The 19,959-nt window shown below is 71.0% G+C and carries 19 protein-coding genes and 1 pseudogene; 5 read left to right on the top strand and 15 right to left on the bottom strand.

Going from position 1 to position 19,959, the window contains the following annotated elements; translation table 11 throughout:
* Positions 1 to 89: 89 nt before the first annotated feature.
* From ACZ404_RS27580 to ACZ404_RS27565, 4 genes are all read right to left on the bottom strand, one after another.
* Positions 90 to 1,508 (bottom strand): sugar porter family MFS transporter, encoded by a 1,419-nt coding sequence (locus ACZ404_RS27580; protein WP_468444396.1) that lies wholly within the window; start codon positions 1,506 to 1,508, stop codon positions 90 to 92.
* Positions 1,509 to 1,718: 210 nt separating this feature from the next.
* The gene (locus ACZ404_RS27575; RefSeq protein WP_468444395.1) at positions 1,719 to 5,363 is read right to left on the bottom strand and encodes an AAA family ATPase; all 3,645 of its coding nucleotides are present in this window, start codon (positions 5,361 to 5,363) and stop codon (positions 1,719 to 1,721) included.
* A gap of 246 nt (positions 5,364 to 5,609) precedes the next feature.
* A complete protein-coding gene (locus ACZ404_RS27570; RefSeq protein ID WP_014675251.1) occupies positions 5,610 to 5,813 on the bottom strand; it encodes a hypothetical protein in 204 nt (67 codons plus the stop codon).
* A gap of 383 nt (positions 5,814 to 6,196) precedes the next feature.
* Positions 6,197 to 6,478, bottom strand: a complete 282-nt coding sequence (locus ACZ404_RS27565) for an acylphosphatase (protein WP_468444393.1) — start codon at positions 6,476 to 6,478, stop codon at positions 6,197 to 6,199.
* Between the two features lie 204 nt (positions 6,479 to 6,682).
* On the opposite strand from ACZ404_RS27565, the gene ACZ404_RS27560 reads away from it, so the two are divergent.
* Positions 6,683 to 7,846, top strand: a complete 1,164-nt coding sequence (locus ACZ404_RS27560) for a CAP domain-containing protein (RefSeq protein WP_468444391.1) — start codon at positions 6,683 to 6,685, stop codon at positions 7,844 to 7,846.
* A gap of 20 nt (positions 7,847 to 7,866) precedes the next feature.
* On the opposite strand, the pseudogene ACZ404_RS27555 reads toward ACZ404_RS27560, so the two are convergent.
* Positions 7,867 to 8,172, bottom strand: a pseudogene (locus tag ACZ404_RS27555) (tyrosine-type recombinase/integrase); the annotation flags it as partial.
* A gap of 687 nt (positions 8,173 to 8,859) precedes the next feature.
* On the opposite strand from ACZ404_RS27555, the gene ACZ404_RS27550 reads away from it, so the two are divergent.
* Positions 8,860 to 9,957, top strand: coding sequence for a hypothetical protein (locus ACZ404_RS27550; RefSeq protein WP_468444389.1), 1,098 nt, complete (start codon positions 8,860 to 8,862; stop codon positions 9,955 to 9,957).
* Between the two features lie 109 nt (positions 9,958 to 10,066).
* Positions 10,067 to 10,408: a DUF3566 domain-containing protein gene (locus tag ACZ404_RS27545; protein WP_468444645.1), complete on the top strand. Its 342-nt coding sequence runs from the start codon at positions 10,067 to 10,069 to the stop codon at positions 10,406 to 10,408.
* Between the two features lie 44 nt (positions 10,409 to 10,452).
* Here the strand turns inward: ACZ404_RS27545 and ACZ404_RS27540 are convergent, their stop codons facing one another.
* On the bottom strand, positions 10,453 to 10,809 hold the full coding sequence (locus tag ACZ404_RS27540) for a hypothetical protein (RefSeq protein ID WP_468444387.1): 357 nt from the start codon (positions 10,807 to 10,809) through the stop codon (positions 10,453 to 10,455).
* A gap of 327 nt (positions 10,810 to 11,136) precedes the next feature.
* On the opposite strand from ACZ404_RS27540, the gene ACZ404_RS27535 reads away from it, so the two are divergent.
* Entirely contained in the window at positions 11,137 to 11,364 is a 228-nt protein-coding gene (locus ACZ404_RS27535; RefSeq protein ID WP_468444385.1) for a hypothetical protein, read from the top strand.
* An 87-nt stretch (positions 11,365 to 11,451) separates the two neighbouring features.
* Here the strand turns inward: ACZ404_RS27535 and ACZ404_RS27530 are convergent, their stop codons facing one another.
* Positions 11,452 to 12,036, bottom strand: a complete 585-nt coding sequence (locus ACZ404_RS27530) for a flavodoxin family protein (protein ID WP_468444383.1) — start codon at positions 12,034 to 12,036, stop codon at positions 11,452 to 11,454.
* 104 nt (positions 12,037 to 12,140) lie between these two features.
* Here ACZ404_RS27530 and ACZ404_RS27525 point away from each other — a divergent pair, with 104 nt between their 5' ends.
* Positions 12,141 to 12,539: a winged helix-turn-helix transcriptional regulator gene (locus ACZ404_RS27525; RefSeq protein WP_468444381.1), complete on the top strand. Its 399-nt coding sequence runs from the start codon at positions 12,141 to 12,143 to the stop codon at positions 12,537 to 12,539.
* 13 nt (positions 12,540 to 12,552) lie between these two features.
* Here ACZ404_RS27525 and mutM read toward each other — a convergent pair whose 3' ends face one another.
* The 8 genes from mutM to recG form a co-directional block, all read right to left on the bottom strand.
* Positions 12,553 to 13,407 carry a bifunctional DNA-formamidopyrimidine glycosylase/DNA-(apurinic or apyrimidinic site) lyase gene (gene mutM / locus ACZ404_RS27520; protein ID WP_468444379.1) on the bottom strand — a complete coding sequence of 285 codons (855 nt, stop codon included), beginning with the start codon at positions 13,405 to 13,407 and terminating at the stop codon, positions 12,553 to 12,555.
* An 84-nt stretch (positions 13,408 to 13,491) separates the two neighbouring features.
* Positions 13,492 to 14,313, bottom strand: coding sequence for a ribonuclease III (gene rnc / locus ACZ404_RS27515; RefSeq protein WP_468444377.1), 822 nt, complete (start codon positions 14,311 to 14,313; stop codon positions 13,492 to 13,494).
* A gap of 8 nt (positions 14,314 to 14,321) precedes the next feature.
* Positions 14,322 to 14,495 carry a 50S ribosomal protein L32 gene (gene rpmF, locus ACZ404_RS27510; protein ID WP_003951102.1) on the bottom strand — a complete coding sequence of 58 codons (174 nt, stop codon included), beginning with the start codon at positions 14,493 to 14,495 and terminating at the stop codon, positions 14,322 to 14,324.
* A 2-nt stretch (positions 14,496 to 14,497) separates the two neighbouring features.
* Complete coding sequence (locus ACZ404_RS27505; protein ID WP_468444375.1) at positions 14,498 to 15,151, bottom strand: YceD family protein; 654 nt, start codon at positions 15,149 to 15,151, stop codon at positions 14,498 to 14,500.
* Between the two features lie 152 nt (positions 15,152 to 15,303).
* Positions 15,304 to 16,365: an ATP synthase F0 subunit B gene (locus tag ACZ404_RS27500; protein ID WP_468444373.1), complete on the bottom strand. Its 1,062-nt coding sequence runs from the start codon at positions 16,363 to 16,365 to the stop codon at positions 15,304 to 15,306.
* Positions 16,366 to 16,421: 56 nt separating this feature from the next.
* Positions 16,422 to 16,901 (bottom strand): pantetheine-phosphate adenylyltransferase, encoded by a 480-nt coding sequence (coaD, locus tag ACZ404_RS27495; protein ID WP_468444371.1) that lies wholly within the window; start codon positions 16,899 to 16,901, stop codon positions 16,422 to 16,424.
* Between the two features lie 26 nt (positions 16,902 to 16,927).
* Entirely contained in the window at positions 16,928 to 17,515 is a 588-nt protein-coding gene (gene rsmD / locus ACZ404_RS27490; RefSeq protein ID WP_468444369.1) for a 16S rRNA (guanine(966)-N(2))-methyltransferase RsmD, read from the bottom strand.
* A gap of 96 nt (positions 17,516 to 17,611) precedes the next feature.
* The gene (recG, locus tag ACZ404_RS27485) at positions 17,612 to 19,816 is read right to left on the bottom strand and encodes an ATP-dependent DNA helicase RecG (RefSeq protein WP_468444367.1); all 2,205 of its coding nucleotides are present in this window, start codon (positions 19,814 to 19,816) and stop codon (positions 17,612 to 17,614) included.
* Positions 19,817 to 19,959 lie beyond the last annotated feature (143 nt).

The following is a 19,959-nucleotide window of genomic DNA, read 5'->3' as shown; positions in this document are numbered from 1 at the left end:
CCCGGGCAGTGGCCGGGCGGGGGCGGCGGCGGGTACGAGGAGAGGGGCAGCGGGGACTTGGCCCGTCTCCTCGAGTGCGACGGGGCCGGTCAGCCCATCTCCTCCAGCGCCTTGCCCTTCGTCTCCTTGACGAACCGGAGGACGAACGGGATGGAGAGCGCGGCGAAGACCGTGTAGATGACGTAGGTGCCGGAGAGGTTCCAGTCGGCCAGCGACGGGAAGCTCGCGGTGATGGCCCAGTTGGCGATCCACTGCGCGGCCGCGGCCACGCCCAGGGCGGCGGCACGGATCCTGTTCGGGAACATCTCGCCGAGCATGACCCAGACGACCACACCCCAGGACAGGGCGAAGAAGAGCACGAACACGTGGGCGGCGATCAGGGCGATCCAGCCCTGCGTGGCGGGGAGCTTGCCGCCGACCAGGTCGTAGGAGAACGCCCAGGCCTCCAGCGCGAGGCCGACGGCCATGCCGACGGAGCCGATGAGGGCGAGCGGCTTGCGGCCGATGCGGTCCACGAAGATCATCGCGATGACGGTGCCGACGATGTTGATGATCGACGTCGTGAAGGAGTAGAAGAACGAGTCCGTCGGGTCGACGCCGACCGACTGCCACAGCGTCGAGGAGTAGTAGAACGCGACGTTGATGCCGACGAACTGCTGGAAGACCGACAGGCCGATGCCGATCCAGACGATCGGCTTGAAGAAGAAGCCGCCGCCGAGCAGGTCGCGGAAGCTGGACTTCTCCTCGCGCTTCATGGCGGTCTCGATCTCGCGCACGCGGGCGTCGAGGTCGGTGCGGTCGCCCTCGACCTCGGCGAGGATCTGGCGGGCGCGGTCGCGCTTGCCGACGGAGATCAGGAAGCGGGGGGACTCCGGGATGGCGAAGGAGAGCAGGCCGTAGAGGACGGCCGGGATCACCATGACGCCGAGCATGACCTGCCAGGCCTCCAGGCCCATGAGCGTGCCGCGCTGGTCGCCGCCGGCGGCGTTCAGCAGGCCCCAGTTGACCAGCTGGGAGATGGCGATGCCGACGACGATCGCGGCCTGCTGGAAGGAGCCGAGGCGGCCGCGGTAGGCGGGCGGGGCGACCTCGGCGATGTAGGCGGGGCCGATGACGGAGGCCATGCCGATGGCGAAGCCGCCGACGACGCGCCAGAAGGCGAGGTCCCACAGCGCGAAGGGCAGCGCGGAGCCGACGGCGCTGATCGTGAACAGGACGGCGGCGATCTGCATGCACCGGATGCGGCCGATGCGGTCGGCTATGCGGCCGGCGGTCGCGGCGCCGATGGCGCAGCCGATCAGGGCGACGGCGATGACCTGGGCGAGGGCGGCGGAACCGATGTCGTAGCGGTCGCGGATGGCCTCCACGGCGCCGTTGATCACGGAGCTGTCGTAGCCGAAGAGGAAGCCGCCCATGGCGGCGGCCGCCGCGATGAAGATGACATGCCCGAGATGTTCGGGGTGAGCCGTCCTTGCTCCTGACTGGTGTGCCTGCGCTGTGCTGGTCACGTGTATCTCCTCGGGCCGCGGCAACGCTGCCGCGTGGGGGGCGAGCCCTTGCAGGTGAGACCTGAAGGTAAAAGCAACGTTGCAGAGACTATGCCTTCAAGTATCGAAGTCAATACTTCAGCAGCTGTGAATTTTGCGGAAAGCCAAAGACCTCTGTGTTCAAGTTGTGAACACAGAGTCAGGTGGTCTCGAGGTGGGGTGGAGAATGTCTCAGCGCAGGCGCTGGGAGATGACCTTGGACACGCCGTCGCCCTGCATGGAGACGCCGTAGAGCGCGTCGGCGACCTCCATCGTGCGCTTCTGGTGCGTGATCACGATCAGCTGCGAACTCTCCTGCAGCTCCTGCATGATCCGGATCAGCCGCTGCAGGTTGGTGTCGTCGAGGGCGGCCTCGACCTCGTCCATCACGTAGAACGGGCTCGGGCGGGCCTTGAAGATCGACACCAGCAGGGCCACCGCGGTCAGCGACCGCTCGCCGCCGGAGAGCAGGGAGAGCCGCTTGACCTTCTTGCCCGGCGGCCGGGCCTCGACGTCCACGCCCGTGGTGAGCATGTTGTCGGGGTCGGTCAGGATCAGGCGTCCCTCGCCGCCCGGGAAGAGCCGGCCGAAGACGCCCTCGAACTCGCGGGCCGTGTCGCGATAGGCCTCCGTGAAGACCTGCTCGACCCGCTCGTCCACCTCCTTCACCACCTGCAGGAGGTCGGCGCGGGTCTTCTTCAGGTCCTCCAGTTGCTCGCTGAGGAACTTGTGCCGCTCCTCCAGCGCCGCGAACTCCTCCAGGGCCAGCGGGTTGACCTTGCCCAGCTGCTGGTACGCCCGCTCGGCGGCCTTCAGCCGCTTCTCCTGCTCGGCCCGGACGAAGGGGCGGGGCTGGTTGCGCGGGTGCTCCGGATCCTCGGGCAGCGTCTCGCCCTCGGCGGGGGGCGAGGGCGGCACGGGCTGGTGCGGCCCGTACTCCGACACCAGCCCCGCCGGTTCGACACCCAGTTCCTCCAGCGCCTTGGTCTCCAGCTGCTCGATCCGCAGCCGCTTCTCGGCGCCGAGTACCTCGCCCCGGTGAACTGAATCCGTCAACTTGTCCAGCTCGGACTTGAGTTCGCGTCCTGCGCTGCGGGCGGCGGTCAGGTCCTGTTCGCGGGCGGCCTTCGCGGCCTCGGCGGCGGCCCGCTCGCGCTCGGCCCGGCCGAGGGACACCTCGACGTGCGCGAGCAGCTGGCGGGCGCCGGAGGCGACCGCCCCGGCGACGGCGGCCTCGTGGCGCAGGCGGGCGCGGCGCTGCTCGGCACGCGCGCGTGCCTCGCGCTCGGCGCGGGCGGCCCGGTCGAGGGAGTCGGCGCGGCCGGCCAGGGCCTTGACGCGTTCCTCATGGGTACGGGCCTGCAGCCGGGCCTCCATCTCGGTCTGCCGGGCGTTGGCGCCGTCGGCGGCGAGCCGGTCGCGCACGGAGGTGTCCGGCTCCTCCTCCCCCGGCACCTCCTCGGCGACGGCCAGCCGCTCGGCCAGCTCCTCGGCCTCCTGTACGGCCTTCTCCAGTGCCTCCTGGGCACGTGCCGCCGCGGCGGCGGACCGCTCGGCCTCGCCGGCGGCACCGCGCGCCTGCCCGGCCAGCCGCCCGAGCTGCTGGGCCACGGCCGACTTCTCCCGGTCGGCGGCCCGGCGCCGCTCGCCCAGCTCCTCCACCAGGGCGGCCGCCCGCACCCGTCGCTCCCCCGCCGCCTGCTGCGCCTCGGCCAGCTCGGCACACCGCCCGCCCAGCTCCTCCAGCTCGGCGGCGGCCTCGTCCACGGAGGCCTGCACCTCCAGCAGGCTGGGCACCCCGGCCGACCCGCCGTGCGCGAAGTACGCCCCGAGCAGATCACCCTCGGCGGTCACGGCGGTGAGCTCCGGCTGCGCACCGACCAGATCCTCGGCGTCCTCGAGAGTCCCGACGACGACAATCCCCCGCAACAGCCGGCGCACCGCAGGCATGAGCTCGGCAGGCCCACTGACGAGGTCGGCGGCGAAGGGCGCGGGCGCCGAGGTGGGTACGTCACCGGGGCGAGCGCCGCGGGCAGCACCCGAGGGGTCCGCGGGGGCGGCCCCGCCCGCCGGCCCGGTTCCCCCGCCGGGGGAACCGGCCGGGCCGGTGGGCTCATCCGTTGCCGTCAGGAGGAGGGTTGCCCGGCCTGCGTCCTGTTTGCGGAGGAGTCTGATGGCGTCGGCCGCCGAGGCCGGGGTGGTGACCGCGACGGCGTCCGCTGCCGCGCCGAAGGCCGCGGCAAGAGCGGTCTCGTGGCCCGGGGTGACCGTCAGAAGTTCCGCGGCGGGGCCGAGGATGCCGGTGAGGCGGTCGCGGGCGTCCAAGAGCAGGCCGGTGCCGTCCTTGCGCCTCAGGCCCAGGGCCAGGGCCTCGTGGCGGGCCTGGGTGGCGGCGCGCCTGCGTTCGGCGGTGGTGGCCGCCTCGCGGGCCGCGCTCAGCGCGGACTCGGCCTCCGCGAGCTGCCGCTTCGCCGCCTCGTGCTGCTCGCCGAGGTCGACGTCGTCCGCGTCGAGACCGTCGACCTCGGCCTTCAGCGCCTCGTACTCCTCCTGTGCCCGGACGGCGCGTTCCTGCGCCTCGTCGCGGGCGGCGGCCAGCCGGTCGATCTCCGCCTGCGCGGAGGCCGCACGGGAGCGGGCCGCGTTGACCTGCCCGCTCAGGCGCGCGAGGCCCTCACGGCGGTCGGCGATGGCCCGGGCGACGTCCTTGAGCCGGCGTTCCTCGACCGCCAGCTCGCGCTCCAGTTCGGCGCGGTGCGCGACCGTGTCGTCGAGGGCCCGCTGGGCGGCCTCCAGGGCCGCCTCCAGCTCGGCCTCCTGCTCACGGATGCGGGCGGCCTCGCGCTCCATGTCCTCGGGGTCCCGGCCGCGCCGCTCCTCCGGCGGCGCCGAGGTCGCGCTCTTCACGCGCGCGTCGGCCAGCGAGATGGTGCCGCGCACCCGCTCGGCGAGCTGGGACAGCTCGTACCAGGTCTGCTGGGCGCGCTGCAGGCGCGGCGCGAGCTGCCGTACCTCGTCCTCCAGCAGGGCCTCCCGCTGGAGCGCCTTCCTCAGCTCCTGCTCGGCGGCCTCCTTGCGCTCCTTCAGGGCCGCCTCGTCGGCGATCTCGGCCTTCAGCGCCTCGCGCAGGCGTACGAGGTCGTCGGCGAGCAGCCGCAGCCTGGCGTCGCGCAGATCCGCCTGGATGACCGCGGCCCGGCGCGCCACCGCCGCCTGCCGGCCGAGCGGCTTCAGCTGGCGCCGCAGCTCGTCCGTCAGGTCCTGCACGCGCGCGAGGTTGGCCTGCATCGCGTCCAGCTTCCTGAGCGCCTTCTCCTTGCGCTTGCGGTGCTTGAGAACGCCCGCGGCCTCTTCGATGAAGGCGCGCCGGCCCATCGGATCGGCGTGCAGCACGGAGTCGAGCTGGCCCTGGCCGACGATGACGTGCATCTCGCGGCCGATGCCGGAGTCGGAGAGGAGTTCCTGGATGTCCAGCAGGCGGCAGGTGTCGCCGTTGATCTGGTACTCGCTGCCGCCGTTGCGGAACATGATCCGCGTGATGGTGACCTCGGCGTACTCGATGGGCAGCGCCCCGTCGGAGTTGTCGATGGTCAGGGACACCTCGGCGCGGCCCAGCGGCGGGCGGCCGGTGGTGCCGGCGAAGATGACGTCCTCCATCTTGCCGCCGCGCAGCGACTTGGCGCCCTGTTCGCCCATGACCCAGCTGAGCGCGTCCACGACGTTGGACTTGCCCGACCCGTTCGGTCCGACGACGCACGTGATCCCGGGTTCGAACCGGAGCGTGGTCGCCGAGGCGAACGACTTGAACCCGCGGAGGGTCAGGGCCTTGAGGTGCACGCCGCTGAACTCTACCTTCCGCCGTTATCTCACTCCACGGACACTCGCAACCCCACGGTTTCGCCGTTGAACATCCAGGGCACATCAAACGTTGAAGAGGCTGAAAGGATGCGCGGGGGAAAGAAAGAAGGGACGCCGGAGCGTCCCTTGCAACTCTGACGGCCGGGTTGCGGTCGTCTGACCAACATGAGCGGTTGATACGGGCAGCCCAACCACTGCGACTGCTGTCGTGGAGCGATGCAGCGATCAGGTGAGCGCAGGCTCCGCCTGGTGTGCGTCGATGCTCTCCATGATCCTGTCCTGAGAGGCGGCAGCCGTCAGCGCTTCGTTCTCCGCCTGGATCCGTACGAGCTCGGACTCCAGGTCCTGTACGCGCTGCTGCAGCCGTCGCATCTCGGCGAGGAGTCGAGGGTCGGAGCCGCCGACGTAACCGAGAAGCGCCTTTGCCATGATGGATGGTCCTCCACACTGAGTGACCGACCGATGCGGTGTGGGTCGTGAGGGATTCGCACCCGCGGTGCTTGACACACTCGAGTGTTGCTCTGCCGTTCTCTTCATGCCAAACAGCTAAGGTGCGCGGGGCTTTCAGCGTCTCACCAAAAAGTTTGACGGTCAACACGATCACGCCCTGTATTGGGGGGCAAACCCGGGGCGCGCGGCCGTCGGGCGGCGGCGCTGCGTCTCCTGCGGGGCCCTCAGGGCGTGGCGATCAGCTGTACCAGCGGAGCCTGCCATGCCGGGCTCTTCTTGGCAACCACCTGCCGGTTTTCGCTCCGGGCGGGGGTTTGGGGCGGGGTGCCGCCCGGGGCCCGGCGGACCTCCGGAGAAACGACTCAGCGGATGGCGAAGCCGTCGTAACCGCCGCGAGGTGTGTCCCAGATCTCGGTGACTCCGGCCACCTGGCCGGGCGTGTCGCCGCCCTGCAGCCAGGTGAGCAGTCCCTCGCAGCCCTCGCGCGCCCCTTCCGCGACCACCTGGACACGGCCGTCGCCCAGATTGAGAGCAAAACCACTCAGGCCGCCGATCTCCAGCGCCTTGGCCCGCGTGAACCAGCGGAAACCCACACCCTGGACGCGTCCACGCACCCAGGCGACCAGTCGCACATCCTCGCTCATGGGTGCAACCTAACCGGCCGATGTCGCCCGGAACACAGCCCCCCTCGGCGCCATGGGGTACCGTCCGGACCCAATACATCTCATATGAAACTCACTCGATCGAGTGGTCCGGGTCGGCCAGAGGGAGTCGCTCACCACCGAAGCGCCTGGTCACGCACCGGTCGCGCACGGGTCGATCGCGAGGACGAGGAAGAAGGCAAGGACATGGGACGCCACCGACGCTCGGACGCCGGCCGCGCCGCCACGGGCCGCGCCACGGGGGGCACGCACACACACCGCTCGGGCACGGGCGGCGAGACCCCGCTGGACTCGTTCACGAGAGCTCCCTACACGCGTGACCGCGCGCCCATGGGCATCGCGCCGTACCTGAACCCCGAGGCGTACGCCGAGGCCAACGCCAGGAGCACGGCTTATCTGTACGCGGTCGACGACGTGCGCGCCACGGCCGCCGGCGGCGGTTTCACCCCGGACGGCGGCCCGTCCCCGTCCGACGGCCACCGGCGCCGCAGGAGGGTCGCGAAGCCGGTGCGCACCGGCCTGCTCGGTGTCTCGGCGGCGGTCGCCCTCGGTACGGCGGCTGTGGCCACGGGTGTGGTGCCCGGCCTGGAGAACTACCAGCTCGGCGGCAGCACGCACACCACCGGCGGCGACCGGCCACAGGCGGCGGCCTCCCCCAGCAACACCGCCGCCGAGCAGGGCGGCACCTCGGGCAGCGCGGACAGCCGGAGCGGCGGCGGCGCAACGGGCCAGGCACCCCGGCGCCCGGCCGCACCGGCCGCCCCGGCCCCGTCCGCCTCCGCGTCCCGGTCGGCCACGCCGTCCACCTCGGCCTCCCCGACCCCGACGAAGGCCCCGGCGAAGAGCCCGGCGAAGAAGCCGGCGACGAGTCCGCCGACGAAGCCCGCCCCCGCCGCCGAGCCCTCGACCGCCCCGTCGCGTACGGCGTCCAGGGCACCGGCGGCGTCCTCCGCACCCGTGACGGTGTCCGTGCGGGCCGCCGCCGAGGCGGAGGTGCTGAGGCTCGTCAACGAGGAGCGGGCGAAGGTCGGGTGCAGCGCGCTGGCGGCGAACTCCTCGCTGACCGGGCTGGCCGAGACCTTCAGCGACGACATGGCGGCGCGGGGCTTCTTCGACCACACCGACCCGGACGGCGCGACCCCCTGGGACCGGGCCGCGAAGGCGGGCATCACCGGCCTCGGCGGCGAGAACATAGCCCGCGGCCAGGCGGACGCGGCGGCCGTGATGCAGGCCTGGATGAACAGCCCCGGCCACCGCGCCAACATCCTGAACTGCGACTTCAAGACGGTCGGCGTCGGCGTCCACTTCGGCCCGGGCGGCCCCTGGTGGACGCAGGACTTCGGCTACTGAGAAAGCCGCAGGTCAGACCGCTAAGCACCCTCCTGGGCCGTGCCCGGGCCGTCATCCGTGGGTTCCTCGTCCATGAAGACGCGATCCACGGCGGCCCGGGTCCGGGTCCCGCTCGACGGCATTAGGTGTGTGTACGTCCGCAGCGTGAAGCCGGGGTCATGGTGGCCCAGGTACTCACTGAGAGCCTTGATGCTCTCCCCCGCGTCCAGCAGCACCGAGGCGTAGAAGTGCCGCAGCGCGTGCATACCGTTGTCCCGCCCAGTTTCGACGCCTGCCGCCCGAAGTGCCGGCCGCCATACGCGGTCGTTGAAGCGGTTCCGATCAAGCCCCGGCTGCGCTCCGCTCCGCCGGGCGCGCTCCCGGCTCCGCTGCGGGCGCCGCTCCTGCCTCCGGCCCGCTCCGCCCGCGCTACGCCGACGCGCGCCCACATGCGGGTAGGGCCGGTGGCCATGAGTCGATCACCGCTACGAGACGGTCAGAACAGCGCCTCCGGCGGGGGGGGATCGGCCGGCACCGGGATGGAGGGGGCGCCGTCGCCGACTACAGGTGCGTCGTGGCGGATGCTGAGGTCAGCGCACTCCCGCTCACCCACCGTCATCGTCGGGTGTGCGCTGTCACACGCCTGGCGCCGTCGGTGCCGTCCAGGTGTGGGATGCGATTCTCGGCGTCGGCTTACGAGCCGTGCCTGGAGTCCTGCTGCGCTTAGCCCTGGTCGATCACGGTGATGACCTTCCTCTTCTGGGGAGCCCAGGGGTGTGCGTCCTCGGCGCCGTGCTCGCCACGTCGGCGATCCTGGCCATCGTGGCCCCGGGTACGTGGCCGACGCCGACTGGCTTTGTCCACGAGAAGGGGCAGCAGATGTCCACCGCTTCGGGAGGCATCAGAGCCCGCCGAGGATTCGAACGGTGATGCTCGGCGTCATGGCTGTGCTTCGGCCCCACAGCGAATGGAAAACACGTGGCCGGTCCGCCACGGAGCTGCGACGATGCCCCTGTTTCCCGAGCGGAGGACGTTTGTTCGTTTTCGTGTGTGTGCGGTGTGACGCCGAGTTGACCCCGCCGTTGTCCCAGGTCGCCCTGCCGGTCCACGCACGTCAGAAGTACGGCAACGGGCTTCAGCTCCCGGTGCTCATGGAATCGGGGACGTTCGCCGTGGAGCTGGAGCCCTGGGGGCCGCCGTGGCGAAGGTGGGAGGAGATCGATCCGGACGAAGCGGCTGCCCGCGGCATCTACGCGCCGGTCCACGCCCTGTCCGACGGCGCGCCCGGCGCGGTCGTCATCGCACCAGGAGACACCCACGGCACTGTGCTGATCCCGGAGAAGCGCGGCGGCGCTTGCTGCGGCTTCGACGGGGGTGACGGCCCCAACATGGCCTGCGCGGCGTGCGGTCTTCCCGTGGCGAGCAGGATCGACGACTGCTCGCTCTGGCAGGCCGTGTGGCTCGTCCCGAACGCCGTGCGCCGCCTTCCCGTCGAAGGCGCCGACGCCGGGCTGTTGTCATGGGCGGACCTGCTCGCGGAGGGGGATGGCGTGCCCCCGTCCGAGCCGATCGCCTCGTGGGGAGAGCCGTTCCGGGCGAGCGACCGGTGGCACTGGAGCCCCCAGTGGGTGGCGGCAGCCGGGCAGGCGCTCGCCCACCTCCTGGTGGCCTCCGACGGCCAGGCGGTAACCGTTCCGGACGGCCTGACCGCACAGATGTTCCAACGCGCCCTCGACACCCTGCTGCCGGCGGGCGGGCCGAGGCGACGCGCCGTCCTGGCCGGACCGGGACAGCCGGCCCGCAACGCTGACGCGGACATCCTCCTCGTGCCGTCCCACCCGCAGACCGGGAAGGCATGGACCCCGGCCACTCCGGCGTACTTGGTCCCGTTGCCGTTCGGGGTGTGGCTCGGGCTGGTCTTCCCCGAGCCGCAGCTGCCCGTCCCCGCATCGGGGCCAATACCCGACGGCCTCCTTCGCGACGACCCGCCCACGCCGAGTGTCCATGACGTGTTCCGGATCGACTGGGAGGTCTTCCAACGAACTCTGGCCCGGCTGCCGGCCGTCCGCACCCCGTGGCTACGCGAGATCACCGACAACCTCACGCAGCACATACGTACCGGCCTCCTCTAGCGGACTGACAGGGTGCCAGTACCAATCGAACAGCGCCGGACAGCGGTGCCTCCCGAAGTGGTGAACATCTGCTGTCTGTTCTCATGAACAAAGCCAGCCGTCGGCTTCGCTGCTCATCGCCACCGTGGTCATCGCACTGGAGGTCCTCCTGGGCACCGCCGTGGCATGCCTGTGCAGCTTCATGTACAGCTACACCGCGCGGCTCAGCGGCGGCGTCGAAGTGGCCCTGACCGACGACCTCAGCGATCCGGCTCAGACCTCGTGCCTCGTGCCTCGATCCACAGGAGCTAGACGTGCCCCCTGCGTGCCCGATGAAGGGGCACCACACCAGGAACAGCGGGGAGTCACGGCAAGCGGTCCGGAAACGCTCAGGTCAGCGCCTCGCCAGGGCACAGCACATCCGCATACGCGATCTTCCAAGGTGCTCCAGGACCCGGGCAGCGGCGCTTGACCGGGTCGTTGAGACTCCGCGACCGCACGCCTCCACCGCCCGTCTCAGGGCCTGAGCTTGTCGTATTGGGGGTCGAAGCAGACCAGCCCCATGGACTGCGCCAGGGACGCTGCGAAGGTGGAGGCTTCCTCGGCCATGCTGTAGCGCATCGGAAAGTAGATCAGTGGGCCGCTGGCCTCACCGATCAAGGGTCCGGTCGACCAGGGGGAGGTGTCATCCTCGTCCTCGGTCAAGTCGCACCAGCGCTCAAGGAGCCCGGCGACGTAGGCCGCGATGCGTTCGGTCGGCGGGTGGTCGGTATCCGAGTCGATGTAGCGCGAGTAGAGGTCTTCGAAGACCCGGCCAGCGGTCTTGTCGTCCGCCGGTCTCTCGCCTTCCCAGACAGCCAAGTCGTAGCTCATGGCCGCGAGACTCTCACGCGGCACCGACACTCTGCCGAGACGGCCCGCTCGATGCCCGGGCTCCGGGCCGTCTCTGGACCGTGCGGGGCGCTCAACGACGACCAACGCTGACAACCACCGACAGCCAAGCCGCAGGTCGCAGCGTTGATCGATTACTTGGTCACAGGTCAGATACCCTGCCTTTCACTTCTTCGGCTACTGACCGAGCCCGGCGCCGTCGGCAGTCCGAGAACCAGCGAACGAGGTGGGGAGTTGAGCGGCCCTGACGCCACGCCGGGAGGGTGGTTCGGGCGGAACGCTGGCGCGATCCGCCGATGGTCGGAGCGTTTGACCTTCCTCGGCGCCTGCGCCATCGGCATCGACCGCGTGCACCAGCACGCCTTCGTCCACGCCTCACTGTGGCTCATCGCCGGCGTCGGCGGCACAGGGATCCACATCACCGACGCGCGACGCGCGCGGCGCAGGGCCGAGCAGGCACGACAGCAGCAGCTGCATACGCTCGCCGTGCTGTTCCGCGCGGTCACCGAGCGGAAGACCGGCATCCCGGCGAAGTGATCCGGCCGCCCGGTCGCGGCCGCGGCGTGGCCGATCGCCGGGTCGCGGGTCACAGACCCGGCGCTGCGCCACCGGCCGCGCTTCCGGCTACGCCGCCGCGCGTCCCCGGGTGAAGACCTTCGCGGTCTCGGTCACCCGGCGGCCCAGGTGCTCGGCGGTGGCGATGTCGGCCTTGTGGACGGCGTCCGGGCCCTCGTCGACGTTGGTCTGGGCGGCGGCGCCGGCGAAGACGCCGAGGCGGTTGAGGTCGTGCTCGGAGCCCTCGCTGTTGTTCCAGCCCGGGTGCAGGCCGAGGTTGACCCAGTGCATGCCGTGCTGGCCGGCGAGGATCTGGAAGAACTGCAGGGTGTGCAGCTTGTCGCCGCTCTTGGAGCCGGAATTGGTGAAGCCGGCCGCCAGCTTGTCCTTCCAGTCCTGGCCGAACCAGCGCTTGGAGGACGCCTCGGCGAAGACGTGGAAGGCGCCGGACGCGGTGCCCATGTAGGTGGGCGAGCCGAAGACGATCGCGTCGGAGCGGTCCAGCGTCTCCCACTGCTCGTCGGTGATCTCGTCGACCTTGATCAGGTGCACCTCGGCACCCGCCTCCACGGCACCGGCGCGGACGGCCTCGGCGAGCACGGCGGTGTGGCCGTAACCCGAGTGGTAGGCGATGGAGACGACAGGGCTGGTCATGAAAACTCCTCGAAGGGCAGCTCACTAACAATGTCGAAAGGAAAGCACTAACTTCCGGTTAGTGCAACCTGGTGGTTAGCGCTGCCTCGGCGTAGGCTTGTGCCATGGACAGCACCCCGCAGCTCATCGCCGAGGACGATCTGGCGTACAACGTGTTCGCCAAGGCCTGCCCGTCGCGCGTCACGCTGGAGCACGTCACGGGCCGCTGGGGCGGGCTGACGCTCGGCGCGCTGTACGAGGGCTCGCTGCGCTTCAACGAGCTGCGCCGCCGTGTGGACGGGGTGAGCGAGAAGATGCTGTCCCAGACGCTGCACGCGCTGGAGCGCGACGGACTGGTGCACCGCGAGGCGCAGCCGACCAACCCGCCCCGGGTGGACTACCGGCTGACCGAGCTGGGCCGCCAGGTGGCCGAGCGGCTGCTGGCCCTCATCCACTGCGTCGAGGGAGCGATGGACGACATCCTCGCGGCCCGCGAGGCGTACGACTCCCGGCAACCCTCGTAGGGCATTCCGCGGCTCAGGCCCGCGGTGGGCGCTGGCACTTGGGGCAGAAGTAGCTGGACCTGTTCATCCAGGGGCGGCGGCGCATGGGGGTGGCGCACCGCTTGCAGGGCAGGCCCTCGCGGCCGTACGCGTCGAGGGAGCGGTCGAAGTAGCCCGACTCGCCGTTGACGTTGACGTACAGGCTGTCGAAGCTGGTGCCGCCGACGGCGAGGGCCGCGTTCATCACGTCCCGGACGTGGCCGAGGAGTTCGGCGGTGCGCGGGCGGGTGAAGCCGGACGTGGGCCGCTCGTAGTGGACGCGGGCGCGCCACAGGGCCTCGTCCGCGTAGATGTTGCCGACCCCGCTGATCAGTGACTGGTCCAGCAGCGCCCGTTTGATGGTGGTCCGCTTGCGGCGCAGGGCGAGGTGGAACGCCTCGTCGTCGAACAGCGGGTCGAGGGGATCGCGGGCGATGTGCGCGATGACGTCGGGCAGCCCCTCGGGGGTGTTGTCGTGCAGCGAGAGACCGCCGAAGGTGCGCTGGTCCACAAAGCGCAGCTCGGTGCCGAGGGAGTCGGCGAACCGGACGCGGATGCGCAGGTGCTTCTCGTCCGGCGTCTCCTGCGGCTGCACCAGCAGCTGGCCGCTCATCCCGAGGTGGGCGAGGACGGACTGGTTGGTCTCCTCCAGCGGCAGCCACAGGTACTTGCCGCGCCGGCGGGCCGTACCGATGTGGTGGCCCTTGAGGCGGTGCGTGAAGTCGTCGGCGCCCGCGATGTGCCGGCGCACGGCGCGCGGGTGCAGCACCTCGACGTCGGCGGCGGTGCGGTGGGCGACCCACCGTTCCAGGCCGCGCCGGACGACCTCGACCTCGGGCAACTCGGGCATCGGGACCCCCGTACGGACCGTGGGATGAAGGCGAGCGCCCACCCCGGCGGGAAACGGCGGGGCGGGCGCTCGGTGCTGCTCTCGTCAGGCGGGGGCGGACGACGGGTCGCCGTCCTGGGCGGCGATCTCCTTGGCCGCCTTGGCGCGCTCGTCCGCCGCGGCCCGGATGGACCGCCAGGCGGACTCGGCGGCCTGCTGCTCCGCCTCCTTCTTGCTGCGGCCGGTGCCGGTGCCGTACGAGACGCCTCCGACGCGGGCGGCAGCAGTGAAGGTCTTCTCGTGGTCGGGGCCGGTCTCCGTGACGAGGTACTCGGGCACGCCGAGCCCCTCGAGCGCGGTGAGCTCCTGGAGGCTGGTCTTCCAGTCCAGGCCGGCTCCGAGGTTCGAGGACTTCTCGATCAGCGGGTCGAAGAGCCGGTGCACCAGCTCGGACGCCGCGTCGAGGCCCCGGTCGAGATAGACCGCACCGATCACCGCTTCCAGGGTGTCGGCGAGGATGGACGCCTTGTCCCGGCCGCCCGTGCCCTCTTCACCGCGGCCGAGCCGGATGAAGGCGCCCAGGTCGAGGCCACGCCCGACTTCCGCCAGCGCACGCGAGTTGACCACCGCGGCCCGCAGCTTGGCCAGCTGGCCCTCGGGCAGGTCGGGGTGGGTGCGGTACAGCGTGTCCGTGACGACGAGGCCGAGGACGGAGTCCCCGAGGAACTCCAGCCGCTCGTTCGTCGGCAGACCGCCGTTCTCGTACGCGTAGGAACGGTGGGTCAGCGCACGCACCAGAAGGGCGGACTCGACCTGGTAGCCGAGCCGCCCTTCCAGAAGCGTGTGGGACGAGGCCTGGTTGTCCGCCGGGCCACCCTCGCTTGCGCGGGGAGAGTTCTTCTTCGCCGTGGACACAGTGCCTCTCACCAGCCCGCTCAGACTTCGAGGACCTGGCGCTTGTTGTAGGTGCCGCAAGACGGGCACGCGATGTGCTGCTGCTTGGGCTCGTGGCAGCGCTCGCACGCAACCAGGGTGGGGACCGCAGCCTTCCACTGCGACCGGCGGTGGCGCGTGTTGCTGCGCGACATCTTCCGCTTCGGAACAGCCACGGCTACTTCTCCTGCTTCTCGGCGGCGCGCGCTGATCCTGGCCCGTCGCCGCTCATCTCGTCCTTCTCGCCGTCCTGCATGGTGCCGGCGAGTCCCTGCAAAGCCGCCCAACGGATGTCGACGGCGTCGTGGTGGTGGTCCGGGTCGTCCGCGAGCCTCGCTCCGCACTCGGAGCACAGGCCCGGGCAGTCTTCCCGGCACACCGGCTGCATCGGCAGTGCGAGCACCACCGCATCGCGCAGCAGAGGTTCGAGGTCGAACAGTCCGTCCTCGAGGAAGAACCTGTCCTCGTCGTCCTCGGCGTCGTCGCCCGGTTCCGCGATCACGCGGCCCCGGTCGTCGGCGTCAGGGTACGAGAACAGTTCCTGGAAGTCCGCTTCGAGCTCCAGCCCGACCGGCTCCAGACACCTTACGCACTCCCCCTCGGCCTGTGCACGGGCGGTGCCTGTGACGAGCACACCTTCCATGACCGACTCGAGTCGGAGTTCGAGCTCCACCGGGGCGCCTTCCGGCACTCCGACGACCCCCTGGATTCCGAGGTCTGCCGGAGCGTCGACCGTGCGGGTCAGGCGCTGCAGCGCACCGGGCCGCCGACCCAGCTCGTGCGTGTCGAACACGAGGGGGTTGCGGTGGTCGAGGCGGGCGTTGGAGGCCATTCCTGCTTTCGGTCTTCGAACTCGTGGGGACGCCACCCGTCGGTGTCGGGGCAGCGGCGATCGCGGGCGTCCACGCAGTCAGCGACCAGCGCACACGCGACCGAAGAGCCAGGATACTGGACCTTTCGCTCTCGGCCCAATCCGGTGCCCCGCTACAGTCCGCGGCCCTGTTCGTAGGCCCGGAGCTGCTCGGCACTGATCATGCTCGTGTCGAAGAGGCTGGTCTCGTCGAGCGCCGCGTAGCCCTGCTGCTGCGGAGGCTGCTGGAGCTGCTGCTGGGGGTCGTAGGCGGCCTGCTGCGGGTCGTAGGCCGGCTGGTAGGCATAGGGGGCCGCCTGCTGGTAGCCGTACGGGTCCTGGCCGTAGTCGGTCTGCTGCGGGAAGCCCGCGTAGGGGTCCTGCTGCTGATAGCCGTAGGCCGGCTGCGGCTCGTACGTCGGCTGCGGCGGCTCGGGCTGCCGGGGCTGGGAGGCCGCGGGGCGCTCGGCCGGGGTGTCGGCGAGGGCCGCGAGGTCGGCGAGGTAGTCGGCGTCGCTGGAGTGCTGGAAGGTCGTCGTGTCGTCGGCGAGGGCGCCGAGGTCGTCGGTGGCGATCCTGCCGTGCAGCTTCTGCCGGCCCCGGCCGACGGCCTCCAGGGTCTTGGCGAGGACGGCCTCGAAGGCGCCGAGCTTGGCGTCGACGTAGGCGTCGGCGTTGTGGCGCAGGGTCTCGGGGTCCTGGCTGCGCTCGGGGGCGTCCTCGTCCTCGTAGCCGTTCTCGTCCAGGCCGGGCCCGGTGCCGAGCAGCTTCTCGCGGCCGCGGCCGACCGAGCCGAGGGTCTTGGTGAGGACGACCTCGAAGTTGGCGAGCTTGGAGTCGACGTAGTCGTCGGCCTCGGCGCGGATCTCCTCGGCCTCCTGGCGGGCCTCGGCGAGGATCCGGTCGGCCTCGGCCTGGGAGCGGCGGGCGATCTCGGTGCCGGAGATCAGCGAGCCGCGCTCGGCGTGCGCGTTCTCGATGATCCGCTCGGCCTCCTGGCGGGCCTGCTCGACCATCTGCTCACGGTCGCCGATCAGCTCCTGCGCCTGGGCGAGGGAGCCGGGCAGGGCCTGGCGCACCTCTTCGAGCAGCGCGAGCAGCTCCGCGCGGTTGACCACGCACGAGGCCGACATGGGCATGGACCGGGCACCGGAGACCGCGGCGACGATCTCGTCGAGCTTTTTCTGGACGTCCACCTGGCTCGCCACTCTCTACAGCTGTGTTGGAGACGGACGGGACGACTGTAGCCCCATCAGTCTTTGCGGAGGCGCTCGTTCAGCGCGGACAGGACCTCCGGCGGCACCAGGTGGGAGACGTCCCCGCCCCAGGCCGCGACCTCCTTCACCAGGGAGGAGGAGAGGAAGCTGTAAGTGGGGTTGGTCGGGACGAACAGGGTCTCGACGCCGGTGAGGCCGTTGTTCATCTGGGCCATCTGCAGTTCGTAGTCGAAGTCGCTGACCGCGCGCAGGCCCTTGACGATGGCGGGGATGTCGCGCTGCTTGCAGAAGTCGACGAGGAGGCCGTGGAAGGCCTCGACCCGGACGTTGGCGTACTCGGCGGTGACCCGGCGGATCAGCTCGATCCGCTCGTCGATCTCGAACAGGCCCTTCTTGGACTGGTTGATCATGACCGCGACGTAGACCTCGTCGTACAGACGGGAGGCGCGGGCAATGATGTCGAGGTGTCCGTTGGTGATCGGGTCGAACGACCCGGGGCATACGGCGCGGCGCACTTGTGATCCCTCGCTCTCCGGTCCGGTCATCGTGCGTCTTCGCACGAAGCGGCGGCGCGACCGTACCAAAACGTTCCCTCGCCGTAGCGACGGGACCTCAGGGCCTCGATCCCGGCCGGCCAGCGGAATTCGCCGCCTCTGGTGCTGCGCTCCACGGTGACGAGCGCTTGCTCAGCGAGCCAGCCCCCTGAGGAGAGTGTGAGGAGAATCTCGCGGAGATCGTCGTCCGTGACCGCGTACGGAGGGTCGAGGAAGACCAGGTCGTAGGGCTCCTCCGGGGCCGACTGCCTGATGACCTGCTCCGCCTTGCCCGCTCTGACCTCTGCGCCGGCCAGGCCCAGACTCTTCACGTTCTCGCGGACGATCCTCGCCGCGCGGGCGTCCGCCTCGACCAGGAGGGTGTGGCTCGCGCCTCTCGACAGGGCTTCCAGGCCCACGGCGCCCGAGCCGGCGTAGAGGTCGAGGACCCGTTCGCCGTCCAGGGGGCCGCCGAGGAGGGACTGCCAGGTGGAGAAGAGACCTTCGCGGGCACGGTCGGAGGTGGGCCGGGTTCCGGTGCCTGGCGGGACGGCGAGGCGACGCCCGCCGGCTGCGCCGGCGATCACGCGGGTCATCTTCGGTCCTTGGTCGGGGGTCGGTACGGAATCAGTCTGGCAGCAGCTTCGGCGTGGTCGCTCGCGCAGGTTCTCCCGCCCCTGGGCGGGATCCCCTCATCCCTTCTCCAGGTACTGCTCCCTCTCCTCGTCCACCAGGGCGTCCAGGGCTGTGCGCAGTCCGGGGAGGTGCCGCAGCTCGGGATCGGCCGCCACCAGCGTCGCCGCCTCCTGTCTCGCCTCCGCGATGACCTCCTCGTCCTCGATGACCGCCAGGACGCGGAGGCTGGAGCGGGCACCGGACTGGGCCTGGCCGAGCACGTCGCCCTCACGGCGCTGTTCGAGGTCGATGCGGGAGAGTTCGAAGCCGTCGAGGGTGGAGGCGACCGCGTTCAGCCGCTGGCGGGCCGCACTGGCCTCGGGCATCTCGGTGACCAGGAGGCAGAGGCCGGGGGCCGAGCCCCGGCCCACGCGGCCGCGGAGCTGGTGGAGCTGGGAGACGCCGAACCGGTCGGCGTCCATGATCACCATCGCGGTGGCGTTGGGGACGTTGACGCCGACCTCGATGACCGTGGTGGCGACCAGGACGTCGGTCTCGCCGGCGGCGAAGCGGCGCATGACCGCGTCCTTGTCGTCGGGGTGCATCCGGCCGTGCAGGACCTCCACCTTCAGGCCCTGCAGGGGGCCGCGGGTCAGCTGGTCGGCCACCTCGAGGACGGCGAGCGGGGGGCGCTTCTCCGCCTCGTCCTCGGGGGACTTCTGCTTGGCCTTGCCGGGGTCGTCCTCCTCGTCGCCGATGCGGGGGCAGACCACGTACGCCTGGTGGCCGTTGCCGACCTCCTCGCGCACGCGCTCCCAGGCGCGGGCCAGGAAGTGCGGCTTGTCGGCAGCGGGGACGACGTGGGTGGCGATCGGGGAGCGGCCGGCCGGGAGCTGGTCGAGGACGGAGGTCTCCAGGTCGCCGAAGACGGTCATGGCGACCGTGCGCGGGATGGGCGTGGCGGTCATGACGAGGAGGTGCGGGGGCTGTTTGCCCTTGCCGCGCAGGGCATCGCGCTGTTCGACGCCGAAGCGGTGCTGTTCGTCCACGACGACCAGGCCGAGGTCGTGGAACTGGACCTTGTCCTCGATCAGGGCGTGGGTGCCGATGACGATGCCGGCCTCGCCGGTGGCCAGGTCGAGGAGGGCATGGCGGCGGGCGGCGGCGCCCATGGAGCCGGTGAGCAGCACCACCTTGGTGGCGTGCTCGGCGCCGCCCAGCATGCCCGCCTGGGCCAGCTCGCCCATCATCTCGGTGATGGAGCGGTGGTGCTGCTGGGCGAGGACCTCGGTGGGCGCGAGCAGGGCCGCCTGACCGCCGGCGTCGACGACGGCGAGCATGGCGCGCAGGGCCACCATCGTCTTTCCGGAGCCCACCTCGCCCTGCAGCAGGCGGTGCATCGGGTGTGCGGTGGCGAGGTCGTCGAAGATCTCCTGGGAGACCTTGCGCTGGCCCTCGGTGAGGGTGAAGGGCAGGCGGTCGTCGAAGGCCGTGAGGAGGCCGTCGGGCGCGGGGACGCGGGGGACGGCCGGGAGTTGGGCGTCGGCGTACCGGCGGCGGGCCAGGGCGACCTGGAGGACGAAGGCCTCGTCCCACTTCAGGCGGGCGCGGGCGTCGGCGATGTCGGCCTTGGTGTGCGGGCGGTGGATCTTGAGGAGGGCCTCGGGGAGGGTGACCAGGCCCCGGCCCTCGCGCAGGGAGGGCGGCAGCGGGTCCAGGGCCTCCTGGGCGCTGGGCAGCACCGTCTGGACCGCCTTGCCGATCTTCCAGGACTCCAGCTTGGCCGTGGCGGGGTAGAGGGGGATGAGGGCGCCGGCCCAGGTCTCGACCGTCTCCTCGCTGTCGCCCCGCAGCAACTCGTACGCCGGATGGGCCAGTTGGAGGCGGCGGTTGAAGACGGAGACCTTGCCCGCGAACATCGCGCGGGTGCCGGGCAGCAGTTCCTTGTGCGGCTTGTGCACGCCGTTGCCGAAGAAGACCAGTTGGAGCCGGCCGCTGCCGTCGGTGATGGTGACCTCCAGGCGCTGGCCCTTGCCGCGCGGCGCCTTGGCGGAGGCGAAGCTGTGCAGGCGGGCGTCGGCGACCATGGCGACCACCGTGACGTGCTCGTCCATGGGCAGGTCGGCGAGGTGGGTGAGCTGGCCGCGCTCCTCGTATCTGCGCGGGTAGTGGTGCAGGAGGTCGCCGACGGTGTGCAGGCCGAGGTGCTCGGCCATCACCTTCGCGGTGGCGGGGCCGAGCACCTTCTTCAGTGGTTCTTCCAGTGCGGGCACGAGATCCATTGCACACCACGGCACCGACAATGCCGTAACACGCTGCCCTGCGGATTCCTCCCGGATGCCGTAGAGATCTGGGAAACTGCTGGTCAGGCGGGACGTTCCGGCTCTAGGATGGCGCGCTCCGGCCGACCCCCGCGGTCACCGCC

It is taken from the genome of Streptomyces sp. NPDC030798, assembly GCF_055572275.1.
Note: the sequence above shows the minus strand (reverse complement) of the source record. Positions and strands in the feature narration are given on the sequence as shown.

What these genes read in the sequence shown, in the direction of transcription:
- ACZ404_RS27530 (WP_468444383.1), bottom strand. Translation starts at nt 12,036, where the DNA reads ATGACCAGCCCTGTCGTCTCCATCGCCTACCACTCGGGTTACGGCCAC.
- ACZ404_RS27525 (WP_468444381.1), top strand. Translation starts at nt 12,141, where the DNA reads ATGGACAGCACCCCGCAGCTCATCGCCGAGGACGATCTGGCGTACAAC.
- rsmD (WP_468444369.1), bottom strand. Translation starts at nt 17,515, where the DNA reads ATGACCCGCGTGATCGCCGGCGCAGCCGGCGGGCGTCGCCTCGCCGTC.
- ACZ404_RS27570 (WP_014675251.1), bottom strand. Translation starts at nt 5,813, where the DNA reads ATGGCAAAGGCGCTTCTCGGTTACGTCGGCGGCTCCGACCCTCGACTC.
- mutM (WP_468444379.1), bottom strand. Translation starts at nt 13,407, where the DNA reads ATGCCCGAGTTGCCCGAGGTCGAGGTCGTCCGGCGCGGCCTGGAACGG.
- ACZ404_RS27540 (WP_468444387.1), bottom strand. Translation starts at nt 10,809, where the DNA reads ATGAGCTACGACTTGGCTGTCTGGGAAGGCGAGAGACCGGCGGACGAC.
- recG (WP_468444367.1), bottom strand. Translation starts at nt 19,816, where the DNA reads ATGGATCTCGTGCCCGCACTGGAAGAACCACTGAAGAAGGTGCTCGGC.
- ACZ404_RS27565 (WP_468444393.1), bottom strand. Translation starts at nt 6,478, where the DNA reads ATGAGCGAGGATGTGCGACTGGTCGCCTGGGTGCGTGGACGCGTCCAG.
- ACZ404_RS27560 (WP_468444391.1), top strand. Translation starts at nt 6,683, where the DNA reads ATGGGACGCCACCGACGCTCGGACGCCGGCCGCGCCGCCACGGGCCGC.
- ACZ404_RS27505 (WP_468444375.1), bottom strand. Translation starts at nt 15,151, where the DNA reads ATGGCCTCCAACGCCCGCCTCGACCACCGCAACCCCCTCGTGTTCGAC.